Source organism: Stenotrophomonas sp. 107298_Sma, from assembly GCF_056480345.1.
The window spans coordinates 913,149-925,523 of the sequence record NZ_CM151094.1; the positions used below are offsets into that span (position 1 = coordinate 913,149).

The 12,375-nt window shown below is 66.1% G+C and carries 12 protein-coding genes; 5 read left to right on the forward strand and 7 right to left on the reverse strand.

Annotated features, from left to right (window positions below):
* Positions 1–9 precede the first annotated feature (9 nt).
* From ACZK2G_RS04225 to ACZK2G_RS04245, 5 genes are all read right to left on the reverse strand, one after another.
* On the reverse strand, positions 10–621 hold the full coding sequence (locus ACZK2G_RS04225) for a glutathione S-transferase N-terminal domain-containing protein (protein ID WP_136640048.1): 612 nt from the start codon (positions 619–621) through the stop codon (positions 10–12).
* Between the two features lie 84 nt (positions 622–705).
* Positions 706–1,164 (reverse strand): cell wall hydrolase, encoded by a 459-nt coding sequence (locus ACZK2G_RS04230; RefSeq protein ID WP_004145661.1) that lies wholly within the window; start codon positions 1,162–1,164, stop codon positions 706–708.
* Between the two features lie 297 nt (positions 1,165–1,461).
* Entirely contained in the window at positions 1,462–3,492 is a 2,031-nt protein-coding gene (locus ACZK2G_RS04235) for an FAD-dependent oxidoreductase (RefSeq protein WP_478474744.1), read from the reverse strand.
* Positions 3,493–3,598: 106 nt separating this feature from the next.
* Positions 3,599–4,228 (reverse strand): membrane protein YczE, encoded by a 630-nt coding sequence (gene yczE, locus ACZK2G_RS04240; protein ID WP_136640046.1) that lies wholly within the window; start codon positions 4,226–4,228, stop codon positions 3,599–3,601.
* 174 nt (positions 4,229–4,402) lie between these two features.
* Positions 4,403–5,422 (reverse strand): zinc-binding alcohol dehydrogenase family protein, encoded by a 1,020-nt coding sequence (locus tag ACZK2G_RS04245; RefSeq protein WP_478474746.1) that lies wholly within the window; start codon positions 5,420–5,422, stop codon positions 4,403–4,405.
* A gap of 357 nt (positions 5,423–5,779) precedes the next feature.
* Here ACZK2G_RS04245 and ACZK2G_RS04250 point away from each other — a divergent pair, with 357 nt between their 5' ends.
* The 4 genes from ACZK2G_RS04250 to ACZK2G_RS04265 all read left to right on the forward strand — a co-directional run bounded on the left by ACZK2G_RS04250 (position 5,780) and on the right by ACZK2G_RS04265 (position 8,870).
* Positions 5,780–6,871: an OmpA family protein gene (locus tag ACZK2G_RS04250; RefSeq protein ID WP_046988126.1), complete on the forward strand. Its 1,092-nt coding sequence runs from the start codon at positions 5,780–5,782 to the stop codon at positions 6,869–6,871.
* Positions 6,872–7,100: 229 nt separating this feature from the next.
* The gene (locus tag ACZK2G_RS04255; protein WP_046988125.1) at positions 7,101–7,619 is read left to right on the forward strand and encodes a hypothetical protein; all 519 of its coding nucleotides are present in this window, start codon (positions 7,101–7,103) and stop codon (positions 7,617–7,619) included.
* Between the two features lie 20 nt (positions 7,620–7,639).
* Positions 7,640–8,446, forward strand: a complete 807-nt coding sequence (locus tag ACZK2G_RS04260) for a pseudouridine synthase (protein ID WP_253079321.1) — start codon at positions 7,640–7,642, stop codon at positions 8,444–8,446.
* A gap of 88 nt (positions 8,447–8,534) precedes the next feature.
* Positions 8,535–8,870, forward strand: coding sequence for a hypothetical protein (locus ACZK2G_RS04265; protein ID WP_005412356.1), 336 nt, complete (start codon positions 8,535–8,537; stop codon positions 8,868–8,870).
* 87 nt (positions 8,871–8,957) lie between these two features.
* Here the strand turns inward: ACZK2G_RS04265 and kbl are convergent, their stop codons facing one another.
* Positions 8,958–10,166, reverse strand: coding sequence for a glycine C-acetyltransferase (kbl, locus tag ACZK2G_RS04270; RefSeq protein ID WP_046982510.1), 1,209 nt, complete (start codon positions 10,164–10,166; stop codon positions 8,958–8,960).
* A gap of 205 nt (positions 10,167–10,371) precedes the next feature.
* Between kbl and ACZK2G_RS04275 the strand changes: the two genes are divergently transcribed.
* Positions 10,372–11,067, forward strand: coding sequence for a TorF family putative porin (locus ACZK2G_RS04275; protein ID WP_136639885.1), 696 nt, complete (start codon positions 10,372–10,374; stop codon positions 11,065–11,067).
* Between the two features lie 131 nt (positions 11,068–11,198).
* Here ACZK2G_RS04275 and tdh read toward each other — a convergent pair whose 3' ends face one another.
* The gene (gene tdh, locus ACZK2G_RS04280; protein ID WP_032952044.1) at positions 11,199–12,221 is read right to left on the reverse strand and encodes an L-threonine 3-dehydrogenase; all 1,023 of its coding nucleotides are present in this window, start codon (positions 12,219–12,221) and stop codon (positions 11,199–11,201) included.
* Between the last annotated feature and the right edge of the window lie 154 nt (positions 12,222–12,375).

The window sequence follows — 12,375 nt, forward strand, 5'->3', positions numbered from 1 at the left end:
TGACCAGGGTCAGGCCAGGCCTTCGGCCTTCAGCACGGCCTGCACGCCCGGATCGGCATCCATGCGCGCTTTGTAGGCGGCAAGGTTGTCCAGGCCGGACAGATCGACCTTGGTACCGGCGGCCCAGCGCAGGGTGATGTAGAAGTACGGATCGGCGAAGCTGCGGAAGCCGGCGAGCCACGGCTTGTCGGACAGCTGCTTGTCGGCGGTCTCGAACAGGCCACGCAGGCGCTTGTGTGCGGCGGCGCGGATCGCATCGAACTGGCTTTCGTCGGCAATGAACTTGCCCGGCGCGAACAGCGGCGAGAACGCCGGATGCACATCGGAGTTGACGAAGGCGAGCCAGCGGGTGGCTTCGGCGCGCTGGCGCGGACTACCGTCGCCGCCGAGGCCGGCCTGCGGGAAGCTGTCAGCGATGTAGCCCATGATTGCCGCGTTCTGCAGCAGCACGAAGTCGCCATCGACCAGCGCGGGTACCGCGCCGGCCGGATTGATCTTGAGGAATTCCGGACCCTTCAGGGTGTCCTTGTTCAGCAGTTCAACCTCGAACGGCTGGCCGGTCCATTGCAGGGCGATGTGGTCGGCGGTGGAACAGGCACCGGGCTTGCTGTACAGCTTCATGGGAACTCCAGGTGATGCGTGCGGGAAGCACCCACTATCCCAGAGCCTGGCGGCGGGCGGCAACGCTGCCGCCAGCACGGATCGTTACGACTGCCGTGGCTTGAGGTTCTGCACCTTATAGAAGGTGTGATCGCCGATGGTGGCCACCTGGTAGGCGTTGCGCCAGTTCGGGCTGGCGATGGCCAGCGCGGCGAAGTGACTGGCACCGGGCACGATCTCGCGGCGCTCGCCGGCCGGCAGCGCCCAGTTGCGCTCGGCGTCGAAGGCCACGTTCATCGCCTCGCTCCAGGCCGCGTCGTTCCCCAGCTGGGTGCCGGGGGAGACGATGGTCGGTGCGAACTGCTTGCGCGCGGTCACCACCTGGCACATCGAGTCACCCCACAGGCCGCTGTCGAGGCGGCGCAGGGCAACCTCGGCCACGGCCTGTTGGCCACGCAGGGTCTGGTCGCGGGCTTCCAGGTACACGGTGGTGCTCAAACACAATGAATCAGCGGCCGGCTGCGGCAACAACTGCGACAGCCAGAGAATCCAGGCCAGTTTCATATAACTCCTTGCTCCGTATGGGCCGCACGCTCCGGTTCCGGCCGCGGGCGCGACAGGAGGCGGGGTACGACTTGGCGTCATGGGGAGGCGGCCATCGGGGCCGCCCCGTGGGCAGCCCCAAAAGAACGATCAGTACCGATCGAGGGGGCCGCGCCGGCTCACCGGAAACTGGCTGGTGAGCGGAAAGATGGCGCAAGGTAGGGGGGGATAGCCGAACGCATCGTGAATCGCCCGGCTTGACATTCAGGTTCGGCAGGGGTGACGGAAATCACATTCCGCCCCCCATTCAGGTACTCATCAAAGCGCAGCGGCGACCCGGCTGCCCTGGTCGATCGCCCGCTTCGCATCCAGTTCGGCGGCCACATCCGCGCCGCCGATCAACTGTGCGTTGATGCCGGCGGCCTGCAGTTCGGCCTGCAGCGTGCGGTTCGGTTCCTGGCCGGCGCAGATCACCACGTGATCGACCGGCAGCAGTTGTTCGCTGCCTTCAACGCGGATGCGCAGGCCTTCGTCGTCCACGCCCAGGTACTCGACGCCGCCGAGCATGCGTACGCCCTTGGCCTTCAGTGTGGCCCGGTGGATCCAGCCGGTGGTCTTGCCCAACCGCGCGCCGGGCTTGCCCGGGCTGCGCTGCAGCAGCCACAACCGGCGCGGCGACGCCTCGGTCTGCGGCCGCGCCAGCGAGCCGCGGGCCTCGAAGGTGGCGTCCACGCCCCATTCGGCCATCCAGCGCTGCGGGTCCAGCGACGGCGACTCGCCCGAATGGCTGAGGAACTCGCCGACGTCGAAGCCGATGCCGCCGGCGCCGATGATCGCCGCATTGGCGCCGACTTCGACACGGCCCAGCAGCACGTCCAGGTAGTTCACCACCTTGGCGTGGTCGGCACCGGGGAAGTCGACCCTGCGCGGGGTGATTCCCGTGGCCAGCACCACCTCGTCGAAGCCGGCCAGATTGGCGGCATCGGCGCGGGTGCCGAGGCGCAGCTGCACGCCAGTCTCGCCCAGCGTGTGGCGGAAATAGCGCAGGGTCTCGTGGAATTCTTCCTTGCCCGGGATGCGCTTGGCCACGTTGAACTGGCCGCCGATCTCGTCGTTGGCATCGAACAGGGTCACCTGGTGGCCGCGCTGGGCAGCGACGGTGGCGCAGGCCAGGCCGGCCGGGCCGGCGCCGACCACGGCGATCTTCTTCGGCGCGGCAGTGGGGTGGTAGACCAGCTCGGTCTCGTGTGCGGCACGCGGATTGACCAGGCAGCTGGCCAGCTTGTTCTCGAACACATGGTCCAGGCAGGCCTGGTTGCAGGCGATGCAGGTGTTGATCGCCTCGGCACGGCCGGCACGCGCCTTGTTCGGCCACTGCGGGTCGGCCAGCAGCGGCCGCGCCAGCGACACCATGTCGGCGCCGCCGCCGGCCAGGATGCGCTCGGCCACGTCGGGCATGTTGATGCGGTTGGTCGCCACCAGCGGCAGCTTTACGTGCGGCTTGAGCTTGGCGGTAACCCCGGCGAAGGCCGCGCGCGGTACCGAGGTGGCGATGGTCGGAATGCGCGCTTCGTGCCAGCCGATGCCGGAGTTGATGATGGTCGCACCGGCAGCCTCGATGGCCTGCGCCTGCTGCACGATCTCGTCCCAGTTGCTGCCGTCTTCCACCAGGTCGACCAGCGACAGGCGGTAGATGATGATGAAGTCCGGGCCGCAGGCTTCGCGGATGCGGCGCACGATTTCCACTGCGAAGCGCATGCGCTGGCGTGCGTCGCCGCCCCATTGATCAGCGCGCTTGTTGGTACGCGGGGCGATGAACTCGTTGATGAGGTAACCCTCCGAGCCCATCACTTCGACGCCGTCATAGCCGGCCTCGCGGGCCAGCTTCGCGCTGCGTGCGTAGTCGGCGATATGGCGTTCGACACCACCGGCCGACAGCGCGCGCGGGGTGAACGGGTTGATCGGCGCCTTCAGCTTCGACGGTGCTACCGACAGCGGGTGGTAGGCATAGCGGCCGGCATGCAGCAGCTGCAGGCAGATCTTCGCGCCATGCTGGTGCGCGGCAGCGGTGAGCTGCCGGTGCGGGCGCACTTCCCAGGGCCAGGACAGTTTGCCGCCGAATGGCTTCAGCCAGCCGACCACGTTCGGCGCGAAGCCGCCGGTGACGATCAGGCCGACGCCGCCCTCGGCGCGCTCGGCAAAGTAGGCCGCCAGCCGCGGGAAGTCGCGGGCGCGATCTTCCAGGCCGGTGTGCATCGAGCCCATCAATACGCGGTTGCGCAGCTGGGTGAAGCCCAGGTCCAGCGGGGCGAACAGATGGGGATAGGCGCTTTCGTTGGCTGGCGACATGGTCGATACGCTTGCGTACGGAAGCGCGAAGGGTGCCGCGAAACGGCGGCCGGGGCAAGGGCCGGCCTTTGGGTAGTGCCGGCCGCTGGCCGGCATTCGGGGTAGCTCAGGGGGACTGCGGCTGCCGGCCAGCGGCCGGCACTACCGCGGGACGACCAATCCCGAACCAGCCCAGCGTCACCCCGCACAGCGGGCCGATCAGCAGGGCGAAGGCCAGCGTACCCAGGCCGACATTGCCGCCCAGCCACCAGCCCAGCAGCAGCACGCTGCCCTCGATCAGGCTGCGCACCTTCCAGATCGGCCAGCCAGTGCGGGCGTGCAGGCCGGTCATCAGGCCATCGCGCGGGCCCGGGCCGAGCTTGGCACCGATGTACAGGCCGGTGGCCAGCGCGACCAGCAGCATGCCGGCGCAGAACATCGCGAGCTGCCAGCCGAGGCCGACTGCTGGCGGCAGCAGCCACAGCCCGAACTGGGCCGAGGGACCGATCAGCATTACGTTGAGCACGGTTCCCACGCCCGGCTTCTGCCGCAGCGGCCACCACAGCAGCAGCACCAGTGCGCCGATCACGTTGGTGGCCAGGCCGAAGGACAGCGGCGTCTGCGCGGCGATGCCCTGCGACAGTACATCCCAGGGCGCCACGCCGATGGCGGCGCGGATCATCAGCGAGGCACCGAAGCCGTACAGGAACAGGCCGATGATCAGTTGCAGCAGGCGCAGGGGCAGAGCGGTGGGCATGGCGGTCTCGGGGGGAGGGGAATCTGTTTCCACCGTAATCCCGATTCCGTTGATTCAATAGATACAGATGCAGGCCAATCCACCGCCACAGGCGGGCCGCACAGCCGAGCATGGGCTCAGCTCTACATCAGCATTCGAGCAAAGCCGAGTGTGGACGCGTTCCTACCCGACCGCTCACTCGCCCCAGCCCACCAGTGCCAGCTTGCCGAGCGTGCGTCCGCTGGCCAGGCGCTGATGCGCGATGTCCAGATTCGCCGCATTGATCGTGCCCAGCGTCTCGCTGAGCGTGCCACGCAGCTGGCCGGCATCGATCATGCTGGCTGCGCGACTGAGGATGCGGTGCTGCTCGATGCGGTCGGCCGTGGCGAAGCGCGAGCGCGCGAACATGAATTCCCAGTGGATGCCGATGCACTTGGCTTTGTAGGGATCGCCGATACGCAGCGGGCCGCGCGGTTCGACGATGAGGCCGACATGTCCCTGCGGCGCCAGCAGCAGGCCCAGTTCGTCCCAATAGTGATCAGTGTCGGCCAGGTTGAGTGCGACCTGCACCGCATCGATGCCCAGTGCCTGCAGTTGTGGCAGCAGCGGTTGCCGGTGGTCGATCACGTGCTGGGCACCCATTCGCCGGCACCAGTCGATCGAGGCCTCGCGGGATGCGGTGGCGATCACCTCGAAGCCTGCGTGACGGGCCAGCTGGATCGCCATCGAGCCGACGCCACCTGCGCCGCCGATCACCAGCAGGTGCTGGCCGGATTGGCGACGGTCATCCAGCCGCAGGGGCATCCGCTCGAACAGCAGTTCCCATGCGGTGAGGGTGGTCAGTGGCAATGCGGCGGCCTCGGCGAAGTCGAGGGTGGTCGGCTTGCGTGCGACCAGGCGCTCATCCACCAGCTGGTACTGCGCGTTGCAGCCTGGGCGGGTGACATCACCGGCGTAGTAGACCTCGTCACCGGAGGCGAACAGGCTGGCCTCGTCGCCGATCGCCTCGACCACGCCGGCGGCGTCCCAGCCGAGGACGCGGGGGGCGTCGAGCGTGGCCGGATCGGTGGCGGCGCGCTGCTTGCTGTCGACGGGGTTGACCGAGACCGCCTCGACCCGCACCAACAGGTCGCGGCCGCCCGGAGGCAGCGGTGGAGGCAGATGAATATCGTGCAGGGCGGGGGCGGATTCACGAGTCAGGGCGACGGCTTTCATCTCGGCTCCGGCTGGGTTCGTATCTGCATCATAAGGTTCCTCACCTTTCCGCAAACGCGCTGAATCGCGTGATGCAGTGTGTGGCGAAGAATGTCGCTTTTCGCACTTAAACCCCGTCAAACCCTTGCAGCGTGAGGGTCTTGCGGATTTTCATCATCCTGTATAGGGTTTCAACGTCGGACCGGTGGAGGGTCGGGCACAACACTTCACATGTTACGGGACTGTTAACATGACCTTCACCCGCCTGAGCATAATGTTCGCGGCGGTGGCGTGCTGAATCGGCTGTCGAGCTTCGACGCAGTAGTGCTGGCCCATGCCTCTACCGGTTTCATACCCCCGAAATAGGAGCTGTACTCAATGAACAAGAAGATCCTTACTGCCGCGCTGCTGGGCGGTCTGGCTTTCGCCCAGGCTGCTTCCGCGCAGGAGTTCGATGACCGCTGGTACCTGACCGGTTCGGCCGGCTTCAACTTCCAGGACAGCGACCGTCTGACCAATGACGCTCCGTTCGTGACCCTGGGCCTGGGCAAGTTCATCAGCCCGAACTGGTCGCTGGACGGTGAGCTGAACTATCAGAACCCGAACTTCGATTCGAACAAGGACCTGAACTGGTCGCAGTACGGCGTCTCGCTGGACCTGCGTCGCCACTTCATCAAGGAAGGCCGCGGCTGGAACCCGTACATCGTCGGTGGCCTGGGCTACCAGAAGTCGGAAGAAGAGTACCCGGCGCTGAATGCCAATGGTCCGCGCCAGCGTAAGGACGGCAACGTTGCCGCCAAGCTGGGCGTCGGCCTGCAGACCACCTTCGAGAAGCGCGTTGCTGTCCGCGCCGAAGTGGCCTACCGCGCTGACTTCGACGACCAGAGCGTTGCCGCTCCGAAGGAAGACTGGTTCGGTGACGTGCTGGCTTCGGTCGGCGTCGTGATCCCGCTGGGCCCGGCCCCGGTGGCAGCTGTGCCGGCTCCGGCTCCGGTTGCCCCGAGCTGCGCCGACCTGGATGACGACGGTGACGGCGTCAACAACTGCGACGACAAGTGCCCGAACTCGCAGCCGGGTCAGACCATCGGTCCGGACGGTTGCCCGGTGCCGGTCTCCATCGACCTGAAGGGCGTCAACTTCGACTTCGACAAGTCGAACCTGCGTCCGGACGCCGTGGCGATCCTGAGCGAAGCCACCGAGATCCTGAAGCGTTACCCGGATCTGCGCGTTGAAGTCGCCGGTCACACCGACTCGAAGGGTACCGACGCTTACAACCAGAAGCTGTCGGAGCGTCGTGCTACCGCCGTGTACAACTACCTGACCAAGAACGGCGTTGACGCCGGTCGCCTGGTCGGCCCGATCGGCTACGGCGAGAGCCGTCCGATTGCCCCGAACACCAACCCGGATGGTTCGGACAACCCGGAAGGTCGCGCCAAGAACCGTCGTACCGAGCTGAACGTCCAGAACTAAGTTCTGACGCTCTGCCAGTAGGACACAGCAGGACCCGGCTTCGGCCGGGTCTTGTTGTTTCTGCGGCCTGGACTGTCCGGCCCCCCCGAAGTCGCCCGCTGACGGCCAACCGTTCGTCGGTAATTTTCTTCTAGAACCAATGAGTTGCCGTATTCATTGAAAGTGGCGCTTGAAAGCTGTCGCGGCATTGCTAAACTCGCCGCGTCACTTCCTTTCCTGGATGCCCTTCATGCTGCGCTCTGCATCGGCCGCCGTCCTGGCGCTGGCCCTGGTTCCCGCCGCCCACGCTGCGGTCGATTGCTCGGTCAACACCAGCGCCTCGCCGCTGCCGTTGCCGGCCACGACCATCGCACCGGTGGCTGACGAGCTGTACATCCGTGGCAACCAGCTGGGCATGCCGGCCGGCGTGCTGAGCGGCAACTACGATCCGTCGCAGTCGCTGGACCAGGTGCTGCAGCGTCTGCGCATTGATGGTTGCCAGAACATCGCCAAGGCCATTCCGAGTGCACCAGCGGTGAAGCCGAACGATCCGGCCGCCTACAAGCCGCAGACCGAGTTCGACAATACGCCGTGGCGCTTCGACATGAGCCAGAACGGCAAGCGCATGACCGCCGAGGAGTTCGACGCCTGGATGAAGGCGCGTGGTGTGCGCGTGGTCAAGGCGCGTCCGGCTCCGGCAGCGACCCCGGCAGCCACCCCGGCCGCAGCCGAAGTACCGGCTGAGACCAAGCCGGTCGACAAGAAGTAAGCGACGCGGGGAGCAGAGGCTTGCGCACGCGCCGCCCACCTGCCGCCCCCGCCGCCCGCTCCCACGCCCCGCGTGGGCGTGCGAACCCGAACGCCTCCAGTGGTGTGCGCCATGGCCTGGCGCGCGTGCTGTCCAAGGCCGGCGTGTGCTCGCGCAGCGAGGCCGCGCGCTGGATCGCCGAAGGGCGGGTACGCGTCTCTGGCCGCATCGTCCGTGATCCTGAATTTCCAATTGCCAGCCCGGCACCGCTGATCGAGGTCGACGGCCAGCCGATGGCTGCGCCGCAGCGCCTGTACCTGATGCTCAACAAGCCACGGGGCGTGGTCACTACCGCACAGGACGAGCGTGGACGTGACACGGTCTACCGTTGTTTCGATGGTGCCGGCCTGCCGTGGATCGCACCGGTCGGGCGCCTCGACAAGGCCAGTGAAGGCCTGCTGTTGTTCAGCAATGATCCGCAGTGGGCGGCGCATCTGACCGATCCGGAGACCGGGCCGCAGAAGACCTATCACGTGCAGGTGGACCGCCTGCCCGACCAGGACACCCTGGCCGCGCTGCGCGCCGGTGTCGAAGACGAGGGCGAATTCCTGGTCGCCCTGGCCGTGCGCGTGCTGCGCAGCGGCGACAAGACCGCGTGGCTGGAGGTGGTCCTCGACGAGGGTCGCAACCGCCATATCCGTCGCCTGTTGGCGGCCTTCGACCTGCAGGTGCTGCGCCTGGTCCGGGTTGCGATCGGAGAGCTCACGCTCGGCGATCTCGGCAAGGGCCAGTGGCGGGTGCTTGAGGTCAGCGACCAGCAGCGGCTGGGGGCCGCTGCAACAGGCTGATCATCGCCTGCGGCCGGCAACTGCCGGTCACCGTTCCAGGCGTAGGGGGCGCCTGGTTGTTGAATTTCCCGAACGGAGCCTGCCCACCATGTACCACCCGACCCTCAACCAAACCCTGCGCTGCGCAGGCCTGCTGCTGCCGATGGTGCTGCTCACGGCCTGTGGCGGCCACAAGAAAGTGGCCAAGGCGGAAACGCCTGCCGAAACCCCGGTGGTGGAAGTGAAGACCCCGGAACTGGACGGTCGCGGCAGCTACCGCTTCCTGATGAGCAACGGCGACAAGAAGATGACCGCCGACGAGTTCGATGCCTGGATGAAGGCCAACGGCATCCGCGTTGCCAAGGGCAACGGCCAGGATGCCGCTGCCAAGCCGGTGGTGGTGGCCAGCAAGGACGAGCCGAAGGGCAAGAAGAAAAAGAAATGACGCCTGTGGGTGTCGACCTTGGTCGACACGCCTTGACCGATGGGTCAGAGCCCTTTCCGCAGGAAAGGGATCCGACCCCGGCCATGATCAACCCTTGATCACGCCCAGCTCGACGCCGATGCGGGTGAACGCATCGATGGCGCGATCCAGGTGCGCACGCGTATGCGCGGCGCTGATCTGGGTACGGATGCGGGCCTGGCCCTTGGGCACCACCGGGAAGAAGAAGCCGATCGCATAGATGCCTTCCTCAAGCAGGCGCTCGGCGAACTTCTGTGCAAGCGGTGCGTCGTACAGCATCACCGGGCTGATCGGGTGCACGCCCGGCTTCACGTCGAATCCGGCGGCGGTCATCTTTTCGCGGAAGTAAGCGGTGTTCTCGGCCAGGGCGCCGCGCAGGTCATCGGCGGCGGCCAGCATCTCGAATGCCTTGATGCCGGCAGCAACCACGTGCGGCGGCAGCGAGTTGGAGAACAGGTAGGGACGCGAGCGCTGGCGCAGCAGTTCGATCACTTCGGCGCTGGCGCAGGTGAAACCACCCAGCGCACCGCCCATGGCCTTGCCCAGGGTGCCGGTGATGATGTCGATCTTCTCCAGCACGCCCTTCACTTCGGCCGAGCCACGGCCGGTGGCGCCGAGGAAGCCAGTGGCGTGGCACTCATCGATGTGCACCAGCGCGTTGTACTTCTTCGCCAGTGCGGTGATCTCGTCCAGCGGGGCGATGAAGCCGTCCATCGAGAACACGCCGTCGGTGGTGATCAGCTTGGTCTTGCAGCCGGCGGCATCCGCGGCCTGCAGCTGCGCTTCCAGGTCGGCCATGTCGCAGTTGGCATAGCGGAAGCGCTTGGCCTTGCACAGGCGCACGCCGTCGATGATCGAGGCATGGTTCAGCGCGTCGGAAATGATCGCGTCGTTCTCGCCGAGCAGCGGCTCGAACAGGCCGCCGTTGGCATCGAAGCAGGCCGCGTACAGGATGGTGTCCTGCTTGCCGAAGAACTCGGCGATCTGCTTTTCCAGCTGCTTGTGCAGGTCCTGGGTGCCGCAGATGAAGCGCACCGAGGCCATGCCGAAGCCGTGGCTGTCCAGTGCGTCCTTGGCCGCCTGGATCAGGTCCGGATGATCGGCCAGGCCCAGGTAGTTGTTGGCGCAGAAGTTCAGCACCGTGCGGCCGTCATCGAGGGTGATCTCGGCCGACTGCGGGCTGGTGATGATCCGCTCGGACTTGAACAGGCCCTGGGCGCGGATGGCGTCCAGTTCCTCGGCATAGTGGCGGGTCAGGGCGGAGGAGGCGTCGGTCATGGCGTGGGCACGGCTCTGAACGGGGAAACCACTGATTCTACCGGGCATCGCCGCTCGCCAACCGGCCCGGATGGAGCATCGCCACGGCCGGCACATGTTGCATCGCAATAGCAAACTGGTTAAGAATTCGTGAACCGGAGCTGTCGGGCTCCGGCCGCTACGCCCGCTCCTGCCTTCCACGCCACCGCCCCCACCGGAGACGCTCATGACGCACGCCCGTGCCTGCCTCGCCATTGCCGCTGCCCTGACCCTGGCCGCCCCGTTCGCCGCCAGCGCCCAGGAAAACGAATCGCCGTACAGCTGGAACGTCACCGCTGTTTCCGATTACCTGTTCCGTGGTGTGTCGCAGACCGATGAGGATCCGACCTTGCAGGCTGGCTTCACCTACACCAGCCCGGTCGGCCTGTATGCCGGCGTCTGGGGCTCGGGCGTGGACTTCGGTGCAGGTGATCCGAAGACCGAGGTCGACTACCTGATCGGCTACGGCGTGGACGTCACCGAGCGCGTCAACTTCGACGTACTGCTGAACCGCTATACCTACCTGAAGTCCAGCCACCAGAACTACAACGAGCTGATCACCACCACCACGCTGGATGACACCTACAAGCTGACGGTGGCCTACACCAACGATGTATGGAACAGCAGCACCGATGGCTGGTACTTCGGCCTGGGTGGCAGCTGGGGCCTGCCGAAGGACTTCACCCTGAATGCCAATGTCGGCCGCAGCACGTTTGAAGACGGCATCGCCAAGGATTACACCGACTGGAATGTCGGCGTTGAGCGCCAGTTCGGGATGGCCAAGGTCGGCCTGGGCTACTACGGCACCGACGGCAACGGCCGCGACAACTCCGGCAAGCTGGCCCACAGCCGCGTGATGCTGAGCGTGGCCATCGGTAAGTAACGCCGCAGGCGTTACGGTAGGTGCCAGGCTTGCCTGGCACGCTTTACGAAAAAGGCGCCCATCGGGCGCCTTTTTCAATTTCAAGGTGTGCCGAGCAAGCTCGGCACCCACTCATCGCGCGCGGCGAAGGGTCAATTCCAGCTCAAAACAACCTTGCCGGCCTTGCCTTCTTCCATCAGGTCGAAGCCCTTCTGGAAGTCGTCGATCGGCAGCTGGTGGGTCATCACCTTGCCGAGCGGGAAGCCGGACAGCACCAGCTGGGTCATCTTGTACCAGGTCTCGTACATCTTGCGGCCGTAGATGCCCTGCACGGTCAGGCCCTTGAAGATGATCTTGTCCCAGTCGCAGCCGGCGCCCTTGGGCATGATGCCGAGCATGGCGATCTTGCCGCCGTGGTACATGCAGTCGAGCATGTCGTTGAACGCACGCGGGTTGCCGCTCATTTCCAGGCCCACGTCGAAGCCCTCCATGTGCAGTTCCTTCATCACGTCCTTCAACGAGGTGTTGGCGACGTTGACCACGCGGGTGGCGCCCATGTCGGCGGCCAGCTTCAGGCGGAAATCGTTGACGTCGGTGACCACCACGTTGCGTGCGCCGATGTGCTTGCAGATGCCTGCGGCGATGATGCCAATCGGGCCAGCGCCAGTGATCAGCACGTCTTCACCGATCACGTTGAACTCCAGCGCGCAGTGCGCGGCGTTGCCGTACGGATCGAAGAACGCGGCCAGCTCGGACGGAATCTGGTCCGGGATCGGCCACAGGTTGCTGGCCGGCATCACCATGTATTCGGCGAACGCGCCGTTGACGTTGACGCCGATGCCGACGGTGTTCGGGCACAGGTGCGGGCGGCCGCCACGGCAGTTGCGGCAATGGCCGCAGACGATGTGGCCTTCGGCCGAGACGCGCTGGCCGATCTCGTAGCCGGTCACGCCCGGGCCGATCTCGGCAATGCGGCCGACGAACTCATGGCCGATGGTCAGGCCCGGCTTGATCGTGCGCTGGCTCCATTCGTCCCACAGGTAGATGTGCAGGTCGGTACCGCAGATCGCGGTCTTTTCCAGCTTGATCAGGACCTGGTTGGGTCCCGGAGTCGGCACCGGAACCTCTTCCATCCAGATGCCCTTGGCTGCTTCGCGCTTGACCAGGGCCTTCATCGTTTGCTGCGCCATCGGGGTGGAACTCATCAGGGGGAAAACGCGGATTATAGAGGCCCGCGCGGAATTCCCATGTTGCGCTGCGGGTGCAGTGGCGGAACGAAAGGCGTGTGCTGGCGGGCGTTTCGAACGTGGCCGCTGTGCTCGCCGGGCC

Coding starts and splice junctions, on each gene's coding strand:
- ACZK2G_RS04225 (WP_136640048.1), bottom strand. CDS start 621: ATGAAGCTGTACAGCAAGCCCGGTGCCTGTTCCACCGCCGACCACATC.
- ACZK2G_RS04230 (WP_004145661.1), bottom strand. CDS start 1,164: ATGAAACTGGCCTGGATTCTCTGGCTGTCGCAGTTGTTGCCGCAGCCG.
- ACZK2G_RS04235 (WP_478474744.1), bottom strand. CDS start 3,492: ATGTCGCCAGCCAACGAAAGCGCCTATCCCCATCTGTTCGCCCCGCTG.
- yczE (WP_136640046.1), bottom strand. CDS start 4,228: ATGCCCACCGCTCTGCCCCTGCGCCTGCTGCAACTGATCATCGGCCTG.
- ACZK2G_RS04245 (WP_478474746.1), bottom strand. CDS start 5,422: ATGAAAGCCGTCGCCCTGACTCGTGAATCCGCCCCCGCCCTGCACGAT.
- ACZK2G_RS04250 (WP_046988126.1), top strand. CDS start 5,780: ATGAACAAGAAGATCCTTACTGCCGCGCTGCTGGGCGGTCTGGCTTTC.
- ACZK2G_RS04255 (WP_046988125.1), top strand. CDS start 7,101: ATGCTGCGCTCTGCATCGGCCGCCGTCCTGGCGCTGGCCCTGGTTCCC.
- ACZK2G_RS04265 (WP_005412356.1), top strand. CDS start 8,535: ATGTACCACCCGACCCTCAACCAAACCCTGCGCTGCGCAGGCCTGCTG.
- kbl (WP_046982510.1), bottom strand. CDS start 10,166: ATGACCGACGCCTCCTCCGCCCTGACCCGCCACTATGCCGAGGAACTG.
- ACZK2G_RS04275 (WP_136639885.1), top strand. CDS start 10,372: ATGACGCACGCCCGTGCCTGCCTCGCCATTGCCGCTGCCCTGACCCTG.
- tdh (WP_032952044.1), bottom strand. CDS start 12,221: ATGAAGGCCCTGGTCAAGCGCGAAGCAGCCAAGGGCATCTGGATGGAA.